We start from the raw sequence: 24,106 nt of genomic DNA, 5'->3' as shown, positions 1-24,106 counted from the left end.
GGTTTCTGATCCGTAAGCATTATCTTTGTCCCACAAAGTATTCACAGAAAGAAAATGAATCATATATGAACTTCAGCGAACAATGTTTCCGCATTTTTGAGCAAGCTACGGAGGCTTATCATGTAACTGACAATGTAGATGCTACAGTGCATAATCCCTATGCGGTAAAGAGCATCGAGTTTTATCTTTATCTTAAGAACTGGATCGATGCCGTACAATGGCATTTGGAGGACATTATCCGGAATCCGGAGATCGACCCGGTGGAAGCGCTGGCTATCAAACGCCGCATCGACAAGTCGAATCAAGATCGTACGGATTTGGTAGAGTTGATCGATAGTTTCTTTCTGGATAAATACAAGAACGTGAAAGTCTTGCCGGACGCTACGATCAATACGGAAAGCCCGGCTTGGGCGATCGATCGTCTGTCGATCCTTACGCTTAAGATCTATCATATGCGTGAGGAGGCGAGCCGTCCGGACGCTACTGCCGAGCATAAGGCTCGTTGTGAGCAGAAACTGGCGGTGCTGATGGAGCAGAAGAAGGATTTGTCGATGGCTTTGGATCAATTGCTATCCGATATCCGTGACGGTAAGAAATACATGAAGGTCTACAAGCAAATGAAGATGTACAACGACCCGGCCTTGAATCCTGTGTTGTACGGTAAGAAATAATGGCAAATATATTAGTAATACGACTTTCGGCTATCGGGGATGTGGCGATGACCGTTCCCGTTATCTATTCCGCAGCCAAGGCGAATCCTACGGACTCGTTTACCGTGTTGACGCAAGCGTTCTTGATCCCGGTTTTTATCAACCGCCCGAAGAACGTGAACGTGATCGGTATCAATACGAAGAGCACGGAGAAAACGTTGGCGGGATTGCTTCGTTTTGCCTCTGCCTTGGTGAAATACGATTTCGATATGGTGCTGGATTTGCACGATGTGTTGCGAACCATGATTATCCGTACGCTGTTCCGCTTGAACGGCAGACGAGTGTTTGTCGTGGATAAGGCCCGGAAAGATCGTGCCCGGTTGACCGACGCGAAGCATAAACGATTTAAACAACTTCGCCCGGTGATCGAACGTTATGCGGATGTGTTCCGTAACGCCGGACTTCATTATACGGAATCGTTCACCTCGCTTTATGAGACCTCGACCCCTGATTTATCCGCCTTGGAACCCCTTGCGGGAACGAAGACGGGCAAATGGATCGGTATCGCCCCCTTCGCCAAGCACCGGGGAAAGATTTATCCGACCGGGGAGATGGAGCTGGTCATGGCCGAGCTTTCCGATCGAGAGGATTTTACCATCTTCCTGTTCGGTGGTCGTGGCTACGAGGAGGCGCTCTTGGATCAATGGGCTTTTGAGTATCCCCGGGTAAAAAGCGTGGCGGGCAAGTATTCCTTGGATCAGGAACTGGCCTTGATCAGCCGGTTGGATCTGTTGATTTGCATGGATTCCGCCAATATGCATTTCGCTTCCTTGGTCGGTACACGGGTGCTTTCCGTTTGGGGCGCTACCCATCCCTATGCCGGATTTTACGGATATCATCAGGATCCGGAAGATTGTATCCAGTTGGACTTACCTTGCCGTCCTTGTTCCGTATTTGGCCAAAAGCCCTGCCTGCGGAAGGATTGGGCGTGTATGAGACAGCTCAATCCGGATCTAATCATAAACAAGGTATTAACCTCTTTAAATGAAATGGTTTCGGATGAAGGAGGTCATTAACCCGGCGTACGGGCGATTCGAGGATTTTGTAAGGCGTGTACCTCGTATATTTTCGGAAGAGGGAAAAACGATTTATAAGGCGAGGAATGAGATCAAGGTTTTTGAGGTAGATGGTGTGGAACTGAATGTCAAGCGATATAGAGTCCCCTTCTTGATAAACCGTGTTATTTATCGTTTTTTCCGTCAGCCTAAGGCTGTGCGAGCCTATGAGTACGCTCTGCGATTGGTTGCCAAGGGGTTTGAGACTCCTGCCCCGATCGCTTATATCCTTTTTAGGAAGAAAGGGTTTTTGGGATATAGTTATTTTATCAGTCTGCAATCCAGCTATAAGACATTGTATAAAGTCGGACAGCGTCCGGTAGAGGGGAACGAGGATATTTTTCGTGCGTTAGGCACTTATATGGCAGAGTTGCATGAGGCGGAGGTCTATCATGCCGATTTCTCTCCCGGAAATGTGTTGTACGATCGTACGGAGGAAGGGGTTAGGTTCTCCTTGATCGATATAAACCGGATGCACTTCGGGCCTGTATCGCTAAAACGAGGATGCGCGAATTTCTCCCGCTTGTGGGGACGGGAAGCCGCTTTTCATTTAATGGCGGAGACCTATGCCGAGAGCCGGCATTTTGATAAAGCGGAATGCCTTCGTTGGATATTATACTATCGAAATCGTTTCTGGAAGAAATATGCGTTGAAGCATGAGATTGAATTTGAATTATAGACTTTTATGAAAACACAAATACTCCGGTTCTGTTTAGTCGTTAGTTGTCTTTTTGCCTATGTATTTCCGGTTAAGGCGTTAGAATGGTGGGAAAAGGTAGAGTATCTGACTTACTCGCCCCGTTATTTCGGACCAAATGCCTTTCCGATTCCCGAGTTGGTAGGAGGAAGCCTGTCCAGCCGTTGGGAAGTGGAGCTTCGGGGGGAATATCATAAGACGCAAGGCGATCAGACAAAAGATATCTTTACCCGTTTGTACATTCCTGTCGTAAAGGGGCGTGTAGGAGTGAATGTCAGTTGGGTATTCCAAGAATGGTATGAGATGTCGCCGGAAGTGCGGGATGAGCGTTATGCGGTAGAACTGAAATCCCCGATTGTTTGCCGGGGCGACGTGATCTTTAATTTTTATTTCCAAGCTCTCCGGAGCGAGAAGTGGATGGATATCGTGGTAAGCGCCAACCTGAAAACCGCCAGTGGCGGACGCTTGTGCGACGCTCGTTATACGGATGCGGCCTCTTATTGGTTCGACGCCAATCTGGGACGTACGTTGTGGAAGCGGAAAGATGTAAACGCTTCGATCCGTGTACAAGCTTTAGCGGGTTTTTATTGTTGGATGACGAACGATGTCGTTAATCGTCAGAACGACGCTTTCTGTTATGGGGCAGGTGTGTTAGGAACCTATCGGGGGGTCTCGTTGGATTGTAATTATGCCGGTTTCCGGGGATATCGGGATAATGGGGATAAGCCGATGATTCTACGGACAAAGCTAAATTATGAGCTTAAGAAAAATATCCTGTCCTTCCAATATAAACATGGAATGAAGGACCATCTTTATGATAGCTATTCATTAGCTTATATCCGTTGTTTCTGAATCTGTAAATAATCTATGCTTTCTTGATCGACCTGAATAACGTGGCGAAGCCGTCTGTATAAGCCTTTACGCTGAAATCTTGGATGATATGCTCACGTGAGGCCTTGGCGAACGCTTCCAATCGCTTCGGGTTATCGATAAGCGAGAGGATAGACGCCGCCATTTGTTGAGGAGAAGAAGGCGGCACTAACAATCCGGTGACTCCGTCTATGATTAAGTCTCTTGCTCCCGGTATGTCTGTTACGATACAAGGTACTGAACAAGCCATAGCCTCTCGCACGACTCTTGGGGAGGCATCCCGGTGCGAGGGAAGTATAAACAACTGGGACGTGACCAGAAAAGAGATGGCGTCGGAACGCTGTCCCAGAAAATGAATTTGTGCGCTTACCTTCGACTGTTGGGCTAATTGGAAATCATTTTCCCCATATTCTCCCACGATTGTAAGATGTACCCGTGGATCATCCAATAAGATAAACGCATCAATCAAATCGGTTAAGCCTTTGAACGGCCTGTTCTTCGTCGCTCCGATATAGATGCAACGAAAGGCGTCGTCCGGAATATCGTCTGCTTGTTTGGGCGTACGGACTGCCTCCTTGATCCAATCGATATCAAATGGCTTTGTGCTGGTCGTTAGTCTTTTTCGTGCGATGAATCGGGAGAGATATTCCTCGATATCTTTGGTCTCGCATACGACATGCTCCACGGCGGGATTTAATATGCCTAGATAATAGGTCGGATCGAACCGCTTCAATTTAGCCTGCGTACCTCGGTATGCGATATTCTTCGCCCGTGTGCCTATGGAAGCGAATAGAGCGTTTGATAAACCGGAACTACTCGGTGAGTAGATAAGGTCGATCCGATAAGTCTTGATGATTTTGCGCAGGGCACGAATAACGTTCCAGTTGAACTTCGAGGTAATGACCGGCAGATCCAAAGGTGTACAATTCCCATAGATCTTTTTGTCGGTATACGATTGGGGAGAAGCGATATAGATGTTGAAGTCCTCAAGCTTGGACAATCCTTCCAGCATTTTGTAGGTTGCTATATCGGCTTCTTTATAGACTAAAAGTATATTCATTGTGTATGGATAAAATGGATTTGCTAAGATCGTGAGATATTCTCGTATACTCGCATGAAATGAGCCGCTAATACGTCGGGCATGAATCGCCGTATATTCTCTCGTCCGCCGGAACGCATGGATTCGGCCAGCTTCGGCTCGTTCAATACGGACTCTATCAAGCCGCGCAGTTCTTGTTCGTTTCTTGGATCGGTATATAAAGCGGACGGTCCGCCCGCCTCTTCCAGACAAGAACCGGTAGCCGCTATCACCGGAATACCGGCAAGCTGGGCTTCTAAGATCGGGATACCGAATCCTTCGAAAAACGAGGGATAGACAAATAAGGTCGCCATCTGATAGAAAGCGGCTAATTCGTTAAAAGGTATATGAGTCAAGATATGGACGCGACCGGACAGGTTGTTTTCCCGGATATAAGTCTCTACCGTGTCCGTATAAGGCGTATGCTTACCGATAGCGATCACGGAGATATCTTCTTTCAGCTTTTTCAGGGCTTTTACCAGAAGCAATAAATTTTTCCGTTCCTCGATGCTCCCTACATATAATATATAAGGCCCGTTTATCTGATATTTCTCGCGTACGGACGATTTCACGTCTTCTTGAACCGCTTGCCCGAATATCGGGTCACAACCTTGGTAAACAACCTCGATCTTGCTTTCCGGAATGTGGAAGAAGTCCCGGATGTCTCGCATCGTCTGTCGGCTGATCGCTATGATCTTGTCCGACCGTAAACAAGCTTGCTTGAATTTGTAGGTATAGATGGAACGATCGATCGGTTTATAAAGCTGCGGGTAACGCAAGAAGATCAAGTCATGTATCGTTACGACCGCTGGGATTCCGTTCTGTTTTAGATTCATAGGAATCTCATTACTCAAGCCATGGAACAGATCTACGTGCTCTTTTCGAAGCGTAGCCGTTAGGCCCGAGGTACGCCATAAAGACGGAAATAGTTTATCGAACCTGCCTTCCGGATAATGGAATGAGACACTTGGACGCTCCTCGATCCGTTTCCGTAACGCTTCTTTGCCTTTGCCCGGCGTATAGAGTTGATAGGTATGCTCCGGGAAAGAAGCGGACAAACTATTCACTACGAACCGGCTATAATTACCCAGTCCGGTAGCGTTATGCGTAATCCGTTTTGCGTCGAAAGCGATCTTCATAGGCTTGAATTCGATATATTGGGCAAATATACGATATAATTTTAATTACCTTTACCTCATTTCCTTCCGAAATCCGCCGGGATCTCCCCCCATTCGGATGTTTCCCATTTGAGGATCCGGGTGGTATAGGTATGGGTGTTCAACCATTTCTCGGCCCGCTCGATGAGGTCGAAGATAGGTTCGTTGATCGGTTTACGTGCTAATAGGGTTTTGCATTTCTTTTTCTTGACCCAGCTGATGGCGTTGCGGCTATCCGAATAGATCGGCAGGTCGCTTCCCTTTTGCTGTAGCAAGGCGAGGCCGTGTACTAAGGCGAGGAATTCCCCGACATTGTTCGTGCCCTCCTTCAGCGGGCCGATATGGAAGATCTCTTGCCCGGTGGCGGTATAAACGCCTCTGTACTCCATATCCCCGGGATTACCGCTACAGGCGGCGTCTACGGCAAGACTCTCATTGATGGGGTTCCCGATCGGGGCTTCTGGCGCGAGACGGGCCACGGCTTTCGGGGAAGAGGCGGTCTTTAGGTAATGGGTATAGCCGGCCTCGAAGGCTTTGGCGGCTTCCTCCCGGTTCTCGAAGGATTTATATTTGGCTCCCTCTTGTCCGTCTACCTGTGCCTTGCATTCCGCCCAGTTATCATAGATTCCCGGGTTCAACCCTTTCCATACGACATAAAACTTATTCTTGGCCATGACTCTTACTCAAGATTTCTTGTGAGAATTGCGTATAGGTACCGAACGGCGCTCTTTTATCCTTGAAGAAACGGATCAAGGCGTCCAGCCTTCTTTCCATGCCGCAACCGGAATGGTTGGTCATGATAAACGGCAACTTTAGCTCTTTCCGGTCGCTCAAGGAGGTAAACTCCCACGGATGGAAATAGGTCAGGAAATAACCGTCCTCTTTCCAAGTCCAAAGCGCTAACTTACGGTACAAGGTGGCCGGAAGGTTATGGTAAGCCAGCCAAAACAAGGGGAAACGGACGATCGGGGTCACCGAGGCGGGCAGTTGCAATACGCCATCTTTCATGAAATAGGTGCGGGGTTGCCCCAGATGGTTATAACGGCCGGGAATACAAGTCGGGTTCAAGGACGAGTTGTATAAGTAACCGGCCTTATGGATCTCTTCTTCTTCGACGGGCATCATGCGGGCCATACGGAAACCGTTCACCGGTTGTCCGGTCAGTTCCTCCAATGCCTCTTTGGACTTGCGTAGATCGGCGGTCTCGAACGACGAGTGATAAAAACCATGCGAAGCGATCTCATGTCCACCCTTTTGGATGTCCAAGATCAAATCCTTCGCATGAAGGGCGAAGTTCGCCGTGCAAAAGAAAGTCGCTTTTACCCGGTGACGGGCCAGACATGCCAATATCTTCCGGGTTCCTTCCACGGAAGTACGCATTTGTTCCTCGAACGGCAATTCCACGCCGTGTTCCAATGGAGCGTCAAACTCCTCGATATCAAAACTAAGTAATATCATGAATGTTAATTAATCTCTATGAAATAAGATGGATAAGAAGTTCAACGCTTCCCGCCGCAGGACCTTGAATCCCATATCGGATACCGCTAGTCCTTCTTTGATGTTCGCATTGATCGTCCGTAAGTTTATCTCTTTCCGGCGACTTGCCTTATAGATAAATTCTGTATCGAACAGGAAGCTATTGATACGGGTGGTCAGGAATATCGCTTGTCCCGCTTGACTGAATCCTTTCATACCTCCTTGCGTATCCTTGATCTTGATCCTCAAAATCCATGTGTTACATATATGGGATAGCTTGGATAGCACTTTTCGGAAAGGAGGCAAATTCTCCTGATAACTTTTGCTACGGGTAGCCACGACCACGTCCGCTCCTCCTAGCAACGTCTCGACCATCCTGCCGAACGAGTCGTTTGTATAAGGGAAATCGTAGTCCGTATAAATAATGTAGGGAGAGGTACATCGCTTTACTGCCTCTCGCAAGGCATATCCTTTTCCCCTGTTGGGCTTATAGTCTACGACGCAGACATTCGGTATCAATTGCCGGAGGCGGTCAATCGTTTCCGGCTCGTATCCCCGTCTCGAACCATCACTGACAATAAAAAGGTGGAAACGTACCGGGCTGAATAATCGCTCCACTTCGCGGAAATGGGTGGCTACTCGTTCCTCCCAGCCCGAAGGCGGGTTGTAACAAGGTAATACCAAATCTATGTCTGCTTGTGCGTTCATTCCATTTATACCTTTACCGGATTATAACTCCTCGTACACATCTCAAATGTCAGCTTTAGCCAGATCAGCATACAAGGCAACGCTTTTAACGCATACGGGTATACATAATGCACTCGTATGTATTTCGGGAAAAGATCGGACGGAGACATGCTGGTCAATATAAAGGCGAAGACCATCAAGACAATATCCAATGTCGAACGTTTCCACGGTACAGCCGTATACCAAATAGCGACTCCGATAAACGCTATGATATAGGTACTGGACTCGCTACCCGTGCTGAACAGTACGACAAACATCAACACCGAGGCCAATAACGTTTTCCGGAAAGCCTCATATTTATATTGACTGATGCGTAGATAAGGCAGGCCGAATACTATTAATCCCCCTATTATCAGATAAATGTCCGAGTAACTGACCGATCCCGATATCTTACGAACCATTCCCAAGAAGGAAATGTTCTGCATGAGCGCGAATAAGTTCTCCGAATTTTTTCCGGATAAGTCCTCGAACCAACCGGTATATTGGGACATTATATAATCCGGCCCGGACAATATCATCGGGGCTACGACCATGACGACCGCCCATCCTACGCAAGATAGGCTGAACTTCATCTTATGGCGAGAGAAAAAGAAGAACGCCAATCCCGTGATCCCATACAATTTAGTAAAGGTACCCAACATGATCACGAAAGCGGCCCATACGTCTTTCTCTTTCTCTATCAATGCGTAGGCGAGGACAATGATAGCGGCGATACTGATATTAAATTGCGACATGAAAAGCGAGGTAAGCAACTCGTGGGCACAGAACCAATAGATAAAGATACGTTCCCGCTTGATCCCCGGTAGCATCTTGACCGCCCAGAATAAGAAAAGGCTTTGCGCCACTGACCAAGTAAGCAGTCCTAACCATAACGGTGTAATGGCGAACGGAGCCACTACCAAGCTAAATACCGGCCCGTAGTGAAAAATATCGTTGTATTCTTCCGGATAGGCGGCATAGAGCGGTAACTCATTCAACGTATGCCAAAAGGATTGCCTGAAGATGGAGAAGTTGTTATATTTCCCGGGGAAATACTTGGTAATCCATGCGATAACCCCCAGCAATGCCCATAGCCCCATTAAGGTACTATATTTGCTGAAAAATGGCTTATGGATGATTGTATTGAACTTATCTATAAATTTCATCATCGAATCTACATCTGTCTACGGGGCAAAATTACATAAAAACGGTGACTTTTATGCGAGTTAAATAAAAATACTATTTTTGCGTCCAAAACTGGTAAGAGATTATTTATGAATGAAATGTTGAGATACACGATCATTCGTGTCATTCTGTTTGTAATGGGAGGCTTTCTTGTTCTCGGATGTTCGGATGAAGATGATGTGGGTAATAGTGGAGGAACGAGTAAATATGGTTTGATACGGATGGCGGAGGAGGATTATGATTCGTCGAATACTTCTTACATCCTTCAGGATGAGGAACCGGACGAGGTTCTTTTCGATTCGTCAAAGCGAAAATTCAAGGTGAATGAGCCTTTGCAGGTGTCAGTTACCGGGCAGAAGGAGTTGATGCTTCGTTTCTATTCTCCTAGAGCTATCCATAATGTGATTGTCTGGGCTACGGTTGAGGGTTATGAGGATGAGGTACGGTTTGCGGAGTTTACTACGGTTTTACCTTTTCAGGAGTTTAAAATGAAGTTGCCTTTTCTAGAACGGGCGAAGGTTTATTATACACGTTCCGGCGAGGAGGTTACCATAGATGCCCATCCGGATATCGTGGCCGAGAATATAAGTTTGCGGGTTGAATGTGGAGATCCGGTCTATCAAGGAATGATAAACGTGAAACCTAAGTGGGATATTTGGTTTGGTAAATATTCCGGTTCGAACTGGGGCAACTTTAGGCCACATCTGGCTCGTGAGGCGGTTGCCCTTTCCTTGAATATGGCCGCGATGTTTTCTTCCTCGCTTTTTGATGAGGAACTGGAGAAGTGGCGTGGCAAGCTGATAAATAACGAGCAAATCGTGGATATAGATGTGTTGAAGAAACAGATCACGAATCATGGCGGGTTGTGTTATGGACGCGTGGTGAATGTTGTCGGTCTGGGTGGAGGAAATACCTTTGGGCTAGGTGAATATGTCTATCTGACCCATTATGCCGACGATGCCAATGGTTCTGACACGCCGTATCATGAGCTGGCACACTGCTTGGGGTATGGGCATAGTGGGAATATGACGTACTATCCGGCGGAAGGCGGTTTCCCTACAATTTGTATGAAGGTTTACTCACAGCTTTCCGTGAGCAAGAAATTACCGGTTTATTCCCGCCGTTTCTTGCATACCCGGAGGAATAAGAATCTGGTAGAGAATAAAAACGTGTATACTTCCTCGAAATACATTATCGATGATCCGGAATTGGATGCCATAGATGGCGGGCTTGGGCTTGCTCCGATGGAGACGGATAGGGCTGGTGATGAGGGTTCTCCTCTCTCATTTACACTTTCTGTCTTGGATATTCCCGGTGCCACTGTGGAAACTTTTCATCCGAAAGCGGTCCATCTTTATGGGAATACGCTATATGTAGCAAATGACGCTCCGGGACATTATAGTTTGGAGGTCTTTGATGTATCTTCCGGTAATGTGCGTCATGTGAAAAGTATGGTTGAGTGGATGAACGGAGATAAGAAAGAGACCTTTGCGGGGGAGCCAAACGGCGTGACTCGCTCGTATGGGAAAATATATGTCACGAATACGGGAAGCCGTACGGATGTGTTTGATGCGGAAACGTATGAGTTCATTACTTGTATCGGTACGGGTACTTGGGGTGAGGGTGGTTATCAGACCGTTCATGCGTTTGATGTGACGGCTAGTCAAGGGGCTGTCTTTATCCGGGATAAACGGAAACTGGTAGTTGTCTTGGAGCAAGATGTACAGCCCGGTTCCGCTGCTCGGGTACCTATATATAGCCGTAGCGTAAATTTACAAGAGGCAATGGGTACTTATGCAGTAGCGGCACGAAATGATGGCTTTTTATATGTGACGGCCCAGAATAAAAATATAATCTATTTGTTCGATCCTGCGGACATTCGGGCAGGGGACACGGGCTTTGCGCCGTATCTGGTGACATTGGGATTTGAAAAGTCTCCCCAGTCGATAGCGTTTGTAGGGGATCGTTTGTTTGTTACGCTTCGTGTCGATGATAAACGGTCGGAGCTATGGGAGATCAGCCCTAAGAACGGAAAATTATTGCAGGACTTTACAGATTCGATGGTCTATCCCGAGAAAATAGCCGGTGCTCGTCATACTTTATTGGTAGTGGATCGTGCGACCCAGACAGTAAAAGCCATTGGCCTATGATTTTTTTATTGATTCTTAGGAATAAAGAAGATGGAGTTCCCGGAAAAAGTTTACATTTGCGAAAACTATTATAATAACGTATGAAACGTGTTTTTTTGGTCGGATATATGGGAGCGGGCAAGACAACGGTGGGAAAAGAGCTTGCCAAGCTCGCCGGTCTTTCGTTCATAGATCTTGATTACTATATCGAAGGGCGTTATCATAAGGCCGTTTCGCAGATATTCGCCGAGAGAGGGGAGGAGGCTTTCCGAGAGATAGAACGGAATATGCTTCACGAGGTCGCTGAGTTTGAGGACGTGCTGATCTCCACGGGAGGAGGCGCTCCTTGCTTTTTCGATAACATGGAGTTTATGAACGCTTCTGGCACGACGGTTTACTTGAAGGTGTCAGTCGAGGAGCTGGCGAAGCGTCTGGAGTTGTGCAAACATACCCGTCCGGTGTTGAAAGGACGTTCCGGGGAGGAACTGAGGGCGTTTATCGCCGAGAGTCTGGAGAAAAGGAATCCGTTTTATACGAAGGCGTCCATAACGTTTGATGCCGAGAAGATGTTAACAGAATCTGATGTACATGACATATCGAACGCGTTAATGAAAATCCTATAGCATATGGAAGCGAACGACGGCCGGCAGGCACAGGGGGCCTATATCCCGCAGGAATTATTGAAAGAGATCAGCAAGGTGAATAACCGTTTGCTCATCGGTATTCCTCGTGAACGATGCGAGGCGGAAAAACGTTTGCCGTTAACTCCGGAGGCGGTGGATATGCTGACCGATTGCGGTCACCGGGTGCTGGTGGAAAGTGGCGCCGGATTAGGCATCAACTATTCCGATAATCATTTCTCGGAGGCGGGGGCGGAGATCGTCGATACGCCCGCAGAAGTTTTCCAAGCGGATCTGATCTTGAAGATATTGCCTCCGTTACCGGTGGAAATCGCGTTTATGAGACCTCGCACGACCGTTTTCTCATTGGTGCAGTTTAATTTATTCGCTCAAGAGGCTTTCGAGTTGATGATGGCGAAACGGATTACCGCTATCTCTTATGAGTTGATGGCGGATGAATATAATCGTTTCCCGGTGCTGAATGTCACTTCCGAGATCGAGGGGGCGGCTTCCATAACGATCGCTTCCGAGCTGTTGAGCAATACCCAAGGAGGTAAAGGGATCTTATTAGGCGGTATCCCGGGCGTATCCCCTACGGAAGTGGTGATTATCGGGGCCGGAAACGCCGGGACCGTGGCCGCGCGTGCCGCGTTGGCCTTGGGAGCATCCGTGAAAGTATTCGATGATGATATCAATAAATTGCGTATAATACAACAGGTCTTAGGGCAAGGGCTTTTTACTTCCACGTTCCATCCGAATGTGCTGCATAATGCGTTTCGTAGCGCTGACGTGGTGATCGGGGCGATGCGTTATATTAATACGAGACATCGCTATATTATCGCTACGGACTTGGTGCGTACGATGAAAAAGGGAGCTTTGGTGATCGATCTGAGGGTAAGCCAAGGCGGTTGCTTTGAGACGACTTGCTGCTTGTCGAGGGAAGATCCCGCGGTGTTCGAGCAATATGGGGTATTACATTATTGTAAACTGAATATCAGCAACCGGGTGGCTCGTACTACCTCGATGGCTTATAGTAATATATTCGTACCTTTATTATTGTCGTTGGGCGACGCCGGTTCCGTGCAAGGAATGATCAAATCGGATAAGGGCTTTAGGGCGGGAGTATATATGTATTATGGGAAGACAGTGAATAGTTATGTGTCTAACCATTTTAATCTATCATCTAATAATCTTGATCTATACCTCTCTGCTTTTTGATGCGGAAAAGTTTTGAACTCGCAAAGTTTATGCTTTACTTTGCGGACGATCTAAATACCAATAAGCGATAAAGCTAATAAAGTATATTATGGCAGAACAGACAAAAGTTAAGACGCTGGAGAAGGTTGTAATTCGTTTCTCGGGAGACTCGGGAGATGGTATGCAGTTAACCGGTACAATCTTTTCAAACCTGTCCGCGGTTTTCGGGAACGAGATTTCTACATTCCCAGACTATCCGGCAGAAGTACGTGCTCCACAAGGAACACTAAGTGGTGTATCTGGATTCCAAGTGCACTTGGGATCGCGCAAGATCTTCACACCCGGTGATAAGGCCGACGTATTGGTGGCCATGAATCCCGCCGCGCTGAAGGTGAACGTAAAACACCTAAAACCCAATGCGATTGTTTTAATCGACACGGACTCTTTCAAGAAAAGTGATTTGGATAAGGCCTTGTTTACGACCGATGATCCGTTTACTGAGCTGGGATTGACTGGCGTGCAGGTTGTTGCCGCTCCGATCTCTACGATGGTAAAAGACGGATTGGTTGAGTTTGGCTTGGACAATAAATCGGCTCTTCGCTGTAAGAATATGTTCGCCTTAGGACTTGTTTGCTGGTTGTTCGAGCGTCCGCTGGAGGAGGCTATGCACATGTTGCAGAATAAGTTCGCTAAGAAACCGGTTATCGCCCAAGCTAATATCAAGGCTTTGACGGACGGTTATAATTATGGTAATAACATCCATGCCTCAGTTTCTACGTATCGTATCGAGAGTAAGAAAGCCGAGCCTGGATTCTATACGGACGTGAATGGTAATAAGGCTACTTCCTATGGTTTGATAGCCGCTGCCGAGAAGGCTGGTTTGCAGTTGTTCTTGGGTAGTTACCCGATCACTCCGGCTACTGATATTTTACATGAATTATCTAAACGTAAGGATTTAGGCGTTATCACGGTTCAGGCCGAGGATGAGATCGCCGGTATCTGTACTTCTATCGGAGCTAGTTTCGCCGGTTGCTTGGCGGCTACATCTACTTCCGGACCGGGTCTTGCCTTGAAGAGCGAGGCGATCGGTTTGGCTGTAATCGCCGAGTTGCCTTTGGTGATTATCGATGTTCAGCGTGGCGGTCCTTCTACGGGCTTGCCGACGAAGAGCGAGCAAACGGACTTGATGCAGGCTCTGTATGGCCGTAATGGTGAGAGCCCTGCCGTGGTAATAGCGGCCTCTACGCCGACTGATTGTTTTGATGCCGCATTTTGGGCGGGTAAGTTGGCCGTGGAGCATATGACTCCGGTTATCTTGTTGACCGATGCCTTTATCGCTAACGGTTCTTCCGCTTGGAGAATTCCGGAAATGGATAAATATCCGGAGATTAAGCCGAATTACGTAGCTAATTATCAAGACGAGAAAGTCTGGAAGGCGTATCGTCGTAACAAGGAAAGCTTGGTTCGTTACTGGGCGATTCCGGGAACGGAAGGTTTCGCTCATCGTCTGGGCGGTCTGGAGAAAGACTACGAGACGAGTGCGATCTCTACCGATCCGGCTAACCACCAGAAGATGGTGACGACCCGTCAGGCTAAGATCGATAAGATCGCCGACTATATCCCCGAACTGGAAGTGATCGGAGATGAGGACGCTGATTTATTGATCGTTGGTTGGGGTGGAACCTACGGACACCTTTACGAGACGATGGAGACGATGCAAGAGAATGGCAAGAAGGTGGCTTTCGCTCACTTCAAGTTTATCAACCCGCTGCCTAAGAATACGGCTGAGGTTCTTTCTAAGTATAAGAAAGTGGTGGTGGCTGAGCAAAATAACGGCCAGTTCGCTAACTATTTACGTGGAAAGGTACCCGGATTTAACCCGTATCGCTTCAATCGTGTAAAGGGACAACCTTTTGTCGTTGCGAGATTAGTTGAGGAATTCACTAAAATATTGGAGGCTTAAAAGATGACAACAGAAGAAACTAAATTTCAACCGAAAGATTATAAAAGCGACCAGTACGTACGTTGGTGCCCGGGTTGTGGCGACCATGCGGTACTGAATTGCCTGCATAAGGCTATGGCCGAGGTAGGAGTGGCTCCTCACAATATGGCAGTTATCTCAGGTATCGGCTGTTCTTCCCGCTTACCTTATTATATGAATACGTATGGCTTCCATACGATCCATGGTCGTGGAGCGGCTATCGCTACCGGCGTAAAGACGGCTCGCCCGGACTTGAGCGTATGGTTGATTACGGGTGATGGCGACTGCTTGGCTATCGGCGGTAATCATTTTATCCACGCTGTCCGTCGTAATATCGATTTGAATATCGTTCTTTTCAACAACAAGATCTATGGTTTGACGAAGGGACAGTACTCCCCGACATCTGACCGTGGTTTCGTATCCAAGAGCTCTCCTTATGGGACGGTGGAAGATCCGTTTATCCCGGCCGAGTTGGCGTTGGGTGCCCGTGGTAATTTCTTCGCCCGTACGATTGACGTGGATTTGAAGAATACGACCGAGGTATTGACGGCTTCCGCCCGTCATAAAGGCGCTTCCGTTACGGAAGTGCTAGTAAACTGCGTGATCTTTAATGATGGTATCCATAAGGGGATCGTTGATAAGGCATACCGTGCGGATCGTACGATTTTCCTTCGCCATGGCGAGAAAATGGTTTACGGCGCTAACATGGATAAAGGCCTTGTGCTAGACGGCCTAAAACTGAAATCCGTAACGATCGGACAAGATGGTTATACGATGGATGACGTATTGGTACACGACGCCCATGAGAAGGATAACACCTTGCATATGATGCTTGCCATGATGAGCGGTGATATGCCAATTGCGTTAGGCGTAATACGAGATGTGGAGGGACCGACCTATGATGAGGCTGTCCACCAGCAAATCGAGGAGGTACAAGCGAAGAATCCTACACGTAAATTACACGACCTTTTGATGAAAGGTGAGATTTGGGAGGTAAAGTAATATATTTCTGATTGGATATAAGAGAAGGCGCAAGATATTTATCCTGCGCCTTTCTTATATTTATACGCTGGATTTGTTTGTGCGGAAAAAAGTATATATCTTTGTTTCAGTCACAATAAAAGCGAATACCTATGATGACAACTTCGGAAATAGTTGAGATGCTAGCTAAAAGTATATGATTTGTAAACTCCATATTACAAATAGACTAAGGGTTTTGTTAATTGCATGGAAAAGAGTAATTATTACTGAAAAATTTCCTTAATAAGCTGTGTACGATAAAAAAAAATATTACTTTTGTACCGCGGTTAACAAGGTGGAGTCGCAGCAAGCTCCAAAAGGTCGGAAAGCCTCACCGTATCGAACTAGAGTAGAGAGAAAAGTTATATAAAGTCAATCATTTAAATTAAATTCAAGATGGCTAATTTAGATTTAAGCAAGTACGGAATTGTTGATGTGAAAGAAATCGTTCACAATCCGTCTTATGATGTTCTGTTCGCAGAAGAAACTAAACCGAGTTTGGAAGGCTTCGAGAAAGGCCAAGTAACTGAGCTAGGTGCTGTAAACGTGATGACTGGTATTTATACAGGTCGTTCTCCTAAAGATAAATTTTTCGTAAAGAATGAAGCCAGCGAAGATTCTGTATGGTGGACTTCTGATGAATATAAGAATGATAACAAGCCTTGTTCTGAGGCCGCTTGGGCAGACTTGAAGGCTAAAGCCGTAAAAGAATTGTCTGGCAAACGTTTGTTCGTTGTCGATACATTCTGTGGCGCTAACGAGGCTACTCGTTTGAAAGTACGTTTCATCATGGAGGTTGCTTGGCAAGCTCACTTCGTAACTAATATGTTCATCCGTCCGACAGCTGAGGAATTGGCTAACTACGGCGAACCTGATTTCGTTTCTTTCAACGCTGCTAAGGCTAAAGTTGACAACTACAAAGAATTAGGCTTGAACTCTGAGACTGCTACTGTTTTCAACTTGAAGACTAAAGAGCAAGTTATCTTGAATACTTGGTACGGTGGTGAGATGAAGAAGGGTATCTTCTCTATCATGAACTACTTGAACCCGTTGCGTGGTATCGCTTCTATGCACTGCTCCGCTAACACGGATAAAGAGGGCAAGAGCTCAGCTATCTTCTTCGGTTTGTCTGGTACTGGTAAGACAACTTTGTCTACGGACCCGAAACGTTTGTTGATCGGTGACGATGAGCACGGATGGGATAACGAGGGTGTATTCAACTACGAGGGTGGTTGCTACGCTAAGGTTATCAACTTGGATAAAGAGAGCGAGCCGGATATCTACAACGCTATCAAACGTGACGCTCTTCTTGAGAACGTAACAGTTGCCGCTGATGGTAAGATCGATTTCGCTGATAAGTCAGTTACAGAGAACACTCGTGTTTCTTATCCGATCTATCACATCGAGAACATCGTTAAGCCGGTTTCTAAAGGCCCGCACGCAAAACAAGTTATCTTCTTGTCTGCTGACGCATTTGGTGTATTGCCTCCAGTATCTATCTTGACTCCGGAGCAAACTCAATACTACTTCTTGTCTGGATTTACCGCTAAATTAGCAGGTACAGAGCGTGGTATCACGGAACCGACTCCTACATTCTCCGCTTGTTTCGGTGCTGCTTTCTTGTCATTGCACCCGACAAAATACGGCGAAGAGTTGGTTAAGAAGATGGAAATGACTGGCGCTAAGGCTTACTTGGTGAACACAGGTTGGAACGGTAGCGGCAAACGTATCTCTATCAAAGATACAAGAGGTATCATCGACGCTATCCTTGATGGTTCTATCAATGAGGCTCCGACAAAGAAGATCCCGTATTTCGACTTCGAGGTTCCGACTGCATTACCGGGCGTAGATCCGAAGATCTTAGATCCTCGCGATACCTATGCTGATCCTGCTCAATGGGATGAGAAAGCGAAGGATTTGGCTGCTCGCTTCCAGAAGAACTTTGCTAAGTTCACGGGCAACGAAGCTGGTAAGGCATTGGTTGCTGCTGGTCCTCAGTTATAATTGCTTAAAAAACCTTGATCAAAAAAGGTCAAGGTCTAAAAATATCTTTATAAAAAAGCGTGGAATTACTAATTCTGCGCTTTTTTTATGATAACTACGTTAATTTTATTATAAATGTAAAGTAGTTAAAAAAAATATTCCTACCTTTAGACCGGATTATCTGTTATAAGAAGAGCTTAAAAAGGAGTAATGATAAAAAAACTGGCACTTATTATTGGCTTTATAATTTGTTTGTCATCTTGTGGCAAGGATTATGTCTATCGGATTGAAGGGGAACTTTCTAATCTGGAAGATCAAACCGTATATGCTGTATTTGAGAAGGATAATTATAAAGTGGTTGATACGGTGGTTTGTACGAAACCCGGGCAGTTCCAGATCGATCAAAATGAAGCGGGTTTCCATTGTGTGACTATCTTCTTTGCGGATAAAGAGCATTGGGTTACGGCTTATCTGGAACCGGGAGAAACCGTAAAAATCACGGGCGACGCTAACTCTCCATTGCTATTGCAGGTAAAGGGGGGACGGACAAATGATAAGTTGACCGCTTTTAAGAAAAAAATCGCTCCTTTATTGACGGAATTGACAAATTTATCAAATTCTTTAAATAGCAAGGATTTGAACGATACGATCGAGGAGACGGATATCGCCGCTCGTTTGGCGAATGTTAATATGCAATTGAGCGAGGAAGCGATCCGGTACGTAAAAGAGAACCCGGATGAAGAGGTATCCGTTGTCTTGATTCAATCTTTTTTCTCAGATCCCGATGATACTCGTAAAATTGATGAGTTGTTGGCGTTATTGAATCCAAGGTTGAAAGACTTTTATCTGGTGAAGGAGCTGGAGCAATATAGCGCCCGTGCGAAACGTACGGCTTTGGGTGCGGAAGCCCCAGATTTCTCCGTAAGGAATATTTATGGGAATACGGTAAGTTTGGATTCTTTCCCGCAGAAATATTTATTGCTGACATTTACTGCTCCTTGGTGTGATATGTGCCAGACAGAGGATCTATATCTGGATAAGGTAGCGATGAAATATCCGAAAGATCAGTTGGATATTCTTTTGGTTAGCTTGGACGATAATCCGGATAATGTCCGGGATGTACTGAAGAAAGATAGTATAGCGTGGAATCTGGTAACAGATTCGGCCGGACAAGCGGCTATGTTGATAGATCTGTATAACGTAAGCGTATTGCCACGCTGTTTCTTGATAGATGAGGATCATAAGATCTTGATGAAAACAGAGAATGGAATCGAGATCAAGCAAACACTGGAAAACTTGTTCGAAGACTGAGCGATTGAAAACAGGAGGTTCCGGTTTTAATTTGTAATTAGTAACTCAAAATTCTTAACTATGTTAGTAAAATCTTATGCCGCTGCCGTGCAGGGGATTTCCGCTACGGTCGTTACCGTAGAAGTGAACTGTTCCAAAGGTATCCAATTCTTTTTAGTCGGTCTTCCGGACGTGGCCGTTCGTGAGAGCCATGAACGCATTATCTCGGCTCTTCAAGTATGTGGTTATAAATTCCCCCGCAATCGTATCGTTATTAATATGGCCCCCGCAGATATCCGTAAGGAAGGGTCTTCTTATGATCTGCCTTTGGCGATCGGTATTCTGGCGGCGGCAGAGCAGATAGATTCATCCAACTTATCCAAATTCGTATTGATGGGCGAGCTTTCTATGGACGGGAGCCTCCAACCGATAAAAGGGGCATTGCCTATCGCTATCAAGGCTAGGGAAGAAGGCTTTAAGGGCTTTATCTTACCCAAGCAAAACGCTTGTGAGGCTGCGGTAGTGAACGATCTGGAAGTGTATGGAGCTTCGAATATCAAAGAGGTGCTGGAGTTTATGGAGGGGAAACCGACATTGCGGCCTACGGTCATTGATACCCGTAAGGAGTTTTACGACCGCCAGCAATTGTTTGATTGCGATTTCTCCGATGTCCGGGGACAAGAGAACGTGAAGCGTGCGATGGAGGTGGCCGCCGCCGGCGGACATAATCTGATCATGGTAGGCCCTCCCGGAAGTGGCAAGTCCATGTTGGCGAAACGTCTCCCCACGATCTTGCCCCCTTTTACCTTGCATGAGTCCTTGGAAACAACTAAAATCCATTCCGTAGCCGGTAAGATAGGAGGTGGCACCTCCTTGATGGTACAACGTCCTTTTCGCTCTCCCCATCATACGATCTCTAATGTCGCCATGGTAGGAGGGGGCACTTTCCCGCAGCCGGGAGAGATCAGCTTGGCTCATAATGGTGTCCTTTTTTTGGATGAGTTGCCGGAATTTAACAGGAGTGTCTTGGAAGTCATGCGGCAGCCATTGGAAGATCGAGTGATCAATATCTCCCGTGCCCGTTTCACGGTGGAATATCCAGCCGGCTTTATGCTTGTGGCCTCCATGAATCCTTGTCCCTGCGGCTACTACAACCATCCGGACCGTCCTTGCCTCTGTTCTCCCGGAGCCGTCCAGAAATATATGAACCGCATTTCCGGCCCTTTATTGGACCGTATCGATATCCAGATAGAGATTGTCCCTGTCCCTTTCGAGAAGATTTCCGAGCAACAGCCCTCAGAGCCTAGTATCGCTATCCGTGAGCGGGTCATAAAAGCCCGTGCGATCCAGGAAAGGCGTTTTGCCGCTTATGAGGGTATTTATTGCAACGCCCAGATGAACTCCAAGCTACTCCATCAGTACGCCGTTCCCGACGCTTCCGGCCTCTCCATCCTCAAAACCGCCATGCAACGTCTCTGCCTCTCCGCCCGTGCCTATGACCGTATCCTGAAAGTCTCCCGCACGATAGCGGACTTGGATAATTCGGAACATATCGAAGTCCGGCATTTGGCGGAGGCTATACAGTATAGGAGTTTGGATAGGGAGAATTGGGGAATGTGAGTATCGACTAACTATTTCTATACTCCTGTGGGCTCATGCCCACATACCGCTTGAAATACTTTCCAAAAAAAGACATATTCGTGAAATTTAGCGTATAGGCTATGTCGTGGATGGAAAGGTTCGTTGATTTCAGTTGAGCTTTAGCGTCCATGATTACCATGGAGGTTATGATCTCTATGCAAGTTTTTCCGGTAGTTTGTTTGATAATGCTGCTTAGATGCGCTTGTGTGATGCCAAGCCGCTTGGCATACCATGCAACGGATCGTTGCATGGTATAGTTTTGCATGACTAATTGAGTGAAGTTCTTGCTGATAATTTCGGCTTTAGAGAGATTGGACGTGTCTGTTGTCTTATCTTTATACATGATGCTGACTCCCATTAATATTCCGGAAAACAGGTGGTTGATGAGACTCCTGTTTAATTGCGAGACACAAAACTGATATGTCTTGATCAACAATTCGAAATAATCTCTCAATAATGATTGGGCTTCTTCTTTTAGTTTGAAAACAGGACTATCTTTTATGGCATAGTGCATATCCATGACCGATTTATTGATATTCGCTTGATTGATGAAATCAGACGAGAATCCCATGAAATAAATTTGCAGATCTCTATCCATTCTATGAATCTGGAAAATCGTACCCGGCAGAATCGTAATAAAACTCCCGGCCTCTACTTTAAATTGCGTCAGATTTATAGATGCTTCCACTTCTCCCCTTAGGCATAACACGAATATTCCCGCTTTTAGTCGACAAGGATAATTAGCGTATAAATTCAGCAATCCAATGTCTTTCTCCGAGAGTTTTCCTATTACCCAATCTTGTGGCAGGTCTATTTTAGGGATGTCATTTTCCATATTCTTACGTAATTTTGATGGCAAATATACGTTTTTTTGAGGATATTTTTATTTGGACTCAATCTAATAAATAGAATAATGAAGAATAAAAACAGGATAGAAGATAATCGTAAGACGCTCTGTTCTTGTTGTTGTATAAAATGGAATCTAAAAAAAAGAATAGGTAATAATAAAAATTGACCTTGTGAGATTCCTAACGAAGTCGTTCTTTTGTACACTTTTTATTAGGTAAATTAAAAAAACAGAAATCAATAAATTTTTGCATGAGAAAATTGAGGACTTTATTAGTAAAAATGGTCTGTGCCTTGGCGGGAGGCCTAATGTTGAGCGCTTGCTCCTCCGAGGAGGGAGGCTCGCAGGCTATGGGCGGAAAAGGTGCGGTAATACTAGACCTTGCCGCCGAGACGGTCTTTGATACGAAGACAAAAGCTGTCGATGAGAGTACATACCTGACGGATCGTCCCCTTGCGGATTACAAGGTGAAAATCTTGGATGCGCAAGGCCATGTGGTATCGGGCTGTGAGTGGAAATACTCGGAAAGGCCCACAGGTTTGATCGAGTTGAGCAACGGCTCTTACACGGTAGTAGCTTCTGATGGGGAAGAGTTTAACGTGAATGCCTCCACCCGTAACGGTATCTATATGTATGGCTCTAGCCGATTCGACGTGAATAGCGATAAGGTAGCGGCTGTAAATGTGGCTTGTAAGCCGGCCTGCGGAAAGCTGGTCGTGAAATTTGGCGATACGATGGCTACTTATTTCTCTGATTACGCCGTTCATTTCTCTACCCAAGCGGCAGGTGAGAACGGTTCGATCATCTGGCCGAAGGGGGATACGGATCCTCTTTACGTGAAGCTGGCCGAGGCCGGGGAGAACGTGACGGCGACTTTCCAGTTTACCAAGAAGGCAGATGGAACGAATGCCGAGGTCAATACCTTGACCCGCGAGATGAAGTGGGGCAGCATGTGGACAATCACTGTCAACCCGAAAGTAGAGGATACCACCGGCAAGGTAGGCATCACGATTACTTTCGATGATTCCACGAACGATAAGCCTATCGATATCGAGATCCCTTCCGATTGGCTCTAATAGTTATTAGGATGTAAAACCAGTAGAACGAATTTAATGATGAATATAAAATATACGATAATGGCAGGTTGCCTTCTAGTAATGGGGCTGGCTTCCTGCGAGATGAAGAACGAGATCCTCGGGAAAGAGGATGGCTCCTCCGAGATGGGCTTGCTGAATCTTGGGGTAGCTGTAGACGCGAAGAACAACGACGTGCAGACCAAGGCCGATGCTAACCCCGGAACTCCAGAGTCTATCCCATCGGTGAGCGCCACGGGATATATCGTGGAGATCAGTAACAGCACGGGCGTTTACAAAACCCTTACTTACGATCCTACGAATGCCTCCGTGGAACTTCCGGTAGACAGCTACACGATGTATGCCCATAAGCCGGGCGGTCCGACAGAGACAGATCCTTACTATGGTGGAAGCACCTCTTTCGCCGTGAAGAAAGGTGAGGCTACCGATGTCACCGTTACTTGTAAGATGGAAAATACGAAGATACAGCTTGTTTATTCCACGGAAATGCAGACTTCCTTTACTAGCTGGTCGATCACGGTGAAGGCCGGTACGCGGAGCAAGGTGCTTGCCTACTCTGGAACGGAGGCTTTCGCGCAACCCTCCGCTTTCTATTGGATGCTAGATGAGGGCGTAAAGGAGATAACAGTCTCTTTCGTGGGAAAGAATAAGGATAATAAGGATATACGCGAGAGCCGTGTGATCACGAAGCCCGCCTCGGCCGAGAGCTCCGACTGGCTGGGTGGCGATGCGTTGGCCATCACGATGAAGCCGGGCGCTTATGATCCGGAAAATCCGAATGGTTTGCAGGGTATCGAGATCTCCGCTGAGGTGACGTGGAATGGGCTGACGGATTCCGTAGATGTGCCGGTGGTGGACGATGGCGGCGATGAGCCGGAGGGTCCGGTGGATCCGAGTGAGAATACGGTAGAGATCACCCTGCCACAAAATACATATACTTTGCCGGATGAGTTGAGTAAAGCCAATGATGCGAAGGTGACATTTAAGGCAAAGAACGGATTGGCTAGCTTGAAAGTGATTATTAAGCCCGGGAATGATCCGTTTGCAGGAGCACTGGCGGTAATAAATGGGGATTTCAATGCAGGAGTTGAATTGATTGGTAATAGCGAGTTTCAGTCTCAAATGGGATTAGTCGTTCCGGGGATAACTGTCCCAGAAGCAGTAGGTGTTACGGAGTATACTTTCCCGTTGGGGCTTTTCTTTGCGGTGTTGAACGATCCAGATTTTGGGGCGACCACGGATACGGGACATATATTTAAAATCATAGCGACTGCTGTAGGTGGTACTGAATCTGTCTCAGAAGAGTTGAATATAATCGTTAAATGAGAGGAAGACTAATTCATGAAACAA

At 46.5% G+C, this 24,106-nt stretch carries 21 protein-coding genes; 14 read left to right on the top strand and 7 right to left on the bottom strand.

The genetic code is table 11. From position 1 onward, the window contains the following. Positions 1–65: 65 nt before the first annotated feature. The 4 genes from BDI_RS14090 to BDI_RS14075 are packed head-to-tail and all read left to right on the top strand — an operon-like array spanning position 66 to position 3,314. Positions 66–671, top strand: a complete 606-nt coding sequence (locus tag BDI_RS14090; RefSeq protein WP_011967010.1) for a DUF4254 domain-containing protein — start codon at positions 66–68, stop codon at positions 669–671. Further along, positions 671–1,726 (top strand): glycosyltransferase family 9 protein, encoded by a 1,056-nt coding sequence (locus BDI_RS14085; protein ID WP_009276644.1) that lies wholly within the window; start codon positions 671–673, stop codon positions 1,724–1,726. The genes BDI_RS14090 and BDI_RS14085 overlap by 1 nt, the downstream gene beginning before the upstream one ends. After that, complete coding sequence (locus BDI_RS14080) at positions 1,710–2,444, top strand: lipopolysaccharide kinase InaA family protein (protein WP_011967009.1); 735 nt, start codon at positions 1,710–1,712, stop codon at positions 2,442–2,444. The genes BDI_RS14085 and BDI_RS14080 overlap by 17 nt, the downstream gene beginning before the upstream one ends. A 6-nt stretch (positions 2,445–2,450) precedes the next feature. Further along, positions 2,451–3,314: a hypothetical protein gene (locus BDI_RS14075; RefSeq protein ID WP_011967008.1), complete on the top strand. Its 864-nt coding sequence runs from the start codon at positions 2,451–2,453 to the stop codon at positions 3,312–3,314. 13 nt (positions 3,315–3,327) lie between these two features. Here the strand turns inward: BDI_RS14075 and BDI_RS14070 are convergent, their stop codons facing one another. From BDI_RS14070 to BDI_RS14045, 6 genes are read right to left on the bottom strand one after another with little or no spacing between them, the layout of a single operon-like run. Continuing rightward, positions 3,328–4,392 carry a glycosyltransferase gene (locus tag BDI_RS14070; RefSeq protein ID WP_011967007.1) on the bottom strand — a complete coding sequence of 355 codons (1,065 nt, stop codon included), beginning with the start codon at positions 4,390–4,392 and terminating at the stop codon, positions 3,328–3,330. Between the two features lie 23 nt (positions 4,393–4,415). Then, positions 4,416–5,549 (bottom strand): glycosyltransferase family 4 protein, encoded by a 1,134-nt coding sequence (locus BDI_RS14065; RefSeq protein WP_011967006.1) that lies wholly within the window; start codon positions 5,547–5,549, stop codon positions 4,416–4,418. Positions 5,550–5,605: 56 nt separating this feature from the next. After that, positions 5,606–6,241 (bottom strand): viroplasmin family protein, encoded by a 636-nt coding sequence (locus BDI_RS14060; protein ID WP_011967005.1) that lies wholly within the window; start codon positions 6,239–6,241, stop codon positions 5,606–5,608. After that, positions 6,228–7,025, bottom strand: coding sequence for a polysaccharide deacetylase family protein (locus BDI_RS14055; RefSeq protein ID WP_009018725.1), 798 nt, complete (start codon positions 7,023–7,025; stop codon positions 6,228–6,230). Before BDI_RS14055 ends, BDI_RS14060 begins: the two co-directional genes overlap by 14 nt. Before the next feature lie 9 nt (positions 7,026–7,034). After that, on the bottom strand, positions 7,035–7,751 hold the full coding sequence (locus BDI_RS14050) for a glycosyltransferase family 2 protein (protein WP_011967004.1): 717 nt from the start codon (positions 7,749–7,751) through the stop codon (positions 7,035–7,037). Positions 7,752–7,756: 5 nt separating this feature from the next. Then, positions 7,757–8,938, bottom strand: a complete 1,182-nt coding sequence (locus BDI_RS14045) for a glycosyltransferase family 87 protein (protein ID WP_011967003.1) — start codon at positions 8,936–8,938, stop codon at positions 7,757–7,759. 105 nt (positions 8,939–9,043) lie between these two features. Here BDI_RS14045 and BDI_RS14040 point away from each other — a divergent pair, with 105 nt between their 5' ends. From BDI_RS14040 to BDI_RS14005, 8 genes are all read left to right on the top strand, one after another. Beyond that, positions 9,044–11,104, top strand: a complete 2,061-nt coding sequence (locus tag BDI_RS14040; RefSeq protein WP_005860722.1) for a hypothetical protein — start codon at positions 9,044–9,046, stop codon at positions 11,102–11,104. An 80-nt stretch (positions 11,105–11,184) separates the two neighbouring features. Then, positions 11,185–11,706, top strand: a complete 522-nt coding sequence (locus BDI_RS14035) for a shikimate kinase (RefSeq protein WP_005860724.1) — start codon at positions 11,185–11,187, stop codon at positions 11,704–11,706. Positions 11,707–11,709: 3 nt separating this feature from the next. Beyond that, positions 11,710–12,921 (top strand): alanine dehydrogenase, encoded by a 1,212-nt coding sequence (locus BDI_RS14030; RefSeq protein ID WP_008781049.1) that lies wholly within the window; start codon positions 11,710–11,712, stop codon positions 12,919–12,921. Positions 12,922–13,009: 88 nt separating this feature from the next. Then, entirely contained in the window at positions 13,010–14,863 is a 1,854-nt protein-coding gene (locus BDI_RS14025; protein WP_005860728.1) for a 2-oxoacid:acceptor oxidoreductase subunit alpha, read from the top strand. Positions 14,864–14,866: 3 nt separating this feature from the next. Beyond that, positions 14,867–15,883 (top strand): 2-oxoacid:ferredoxin oxidoreductase subunit beta, encoded by a 1,017-nt coding sequence (locus BDI_RS14020; RefSeq protein ID WP_005860730.1) that lies wholly within the window; start codon positions 14,867–14,869, stop codon positions 15,881–15,883. A gap of 414 nt (positions 15,884–16,297) precedes the next feature. Then, positions 16,298–17,905, top strand: coding sequence for a phosphoenolpyruvate carboxykinase (ATP) (gene pckA, locus BDI_RS14015; RefSeq protein WP_005860732.1), 1,608 nt, complete (start codon positions 16,298–16,300; stop codon positions 17,903–17,905). Positions 17,906–18,094: 189 nt separating this feature from the next. After that, complete coding sequence (locus tag BDI_RS14010) at positions 18,095–19,195, top strand: TlpA disulfide reductase family protein (protein ID WP_011967002.1); 1,101 nt, start codon at positions 18,095–18,097, stop codon at positions 19,193–19,195. A gap of 60 nt (positions 19,196–19,255) precedes the next feature. Beyond that, positions 19,256–20,794 (top strand): YifB family Mg chelatase-like AAA ATPase, encoded by a 1,539-nt coding sequence (locus BDI_RS14005; RefSeq protein WP_009276655.1) that lies wholly within the window; start codon positions 19,256–19,258, stop codon positions 20,792–20,794. A gap of 7 nt (positions 20,795–20,801) precedes the next feature. Here the strand turns inward: BDI_RS14005 and BDI_RS14000 are convergent, their stop codons facing one another. Beyond that, positions 20,802–21,650 carry a helix-turn-helix domain-containing protein gene (locus BDI_RS14000; protein WP_005864065.1) on the bottom strand — a complete coding sequence of 283 codons (849 nt, stop codon included), beginning with the start codon at positions 21,648–21,650 and terminating at the stop codon, positions 20,802–20,804. 263 nt (positions 21,651–21,913) lie between these two features. On the opposite strand from BDI_RS14000, the gene BDI_RS13995 reads away from it, so the two are divergent. Both BDI_RS13995 and BDI_RS13990 read left to right on the top strand, forming a co-directional pair. Continuing rightward, the gene (locus tag BDI_RS13995) at positions 21,914–22,738 is read left to right on the top strand and encodes a DUF4493 domain-containing protein (RefSeq protein WP_011967000.1); all 825 of its coding nucleotides are present in this window, start codon (positions 21,914–21,916) and stop codon (positions 22,736–22,738) included. Between the two features lie 60 nt (positions 22,739–22,798). Further along, positions 22,799–24,082, top strand: coding sequence for a DUF4493 domain-containing protein (locus tag BDI_RS13990; protein WP_237702608.1), 1,284 nt, complete (start codon positions 22,799–22,801; stop codon positions 24,080–24,082). The last annotated feature ends 24 nt before the right edge of the window (positions 24,083–24,106 follow it).

Origin of the sequence: Parabacteroides distasonis ATCC 8503 (genome assembly GCF_000012845.1) — a bacterium.
In the GTDB taxonomy this organism is placed as follows: Bacteria; Bacteroidota; Bacteroidia; order Bacteroidales; family Tannerellaceae; genus Parabacteroides; species Parabacteroides distasonis.
The sequence above is the reverse complement of the archived record's forward strand: the minus strand, read 5'-3'. Positions and strand labels throughout refer to the sequence as shown.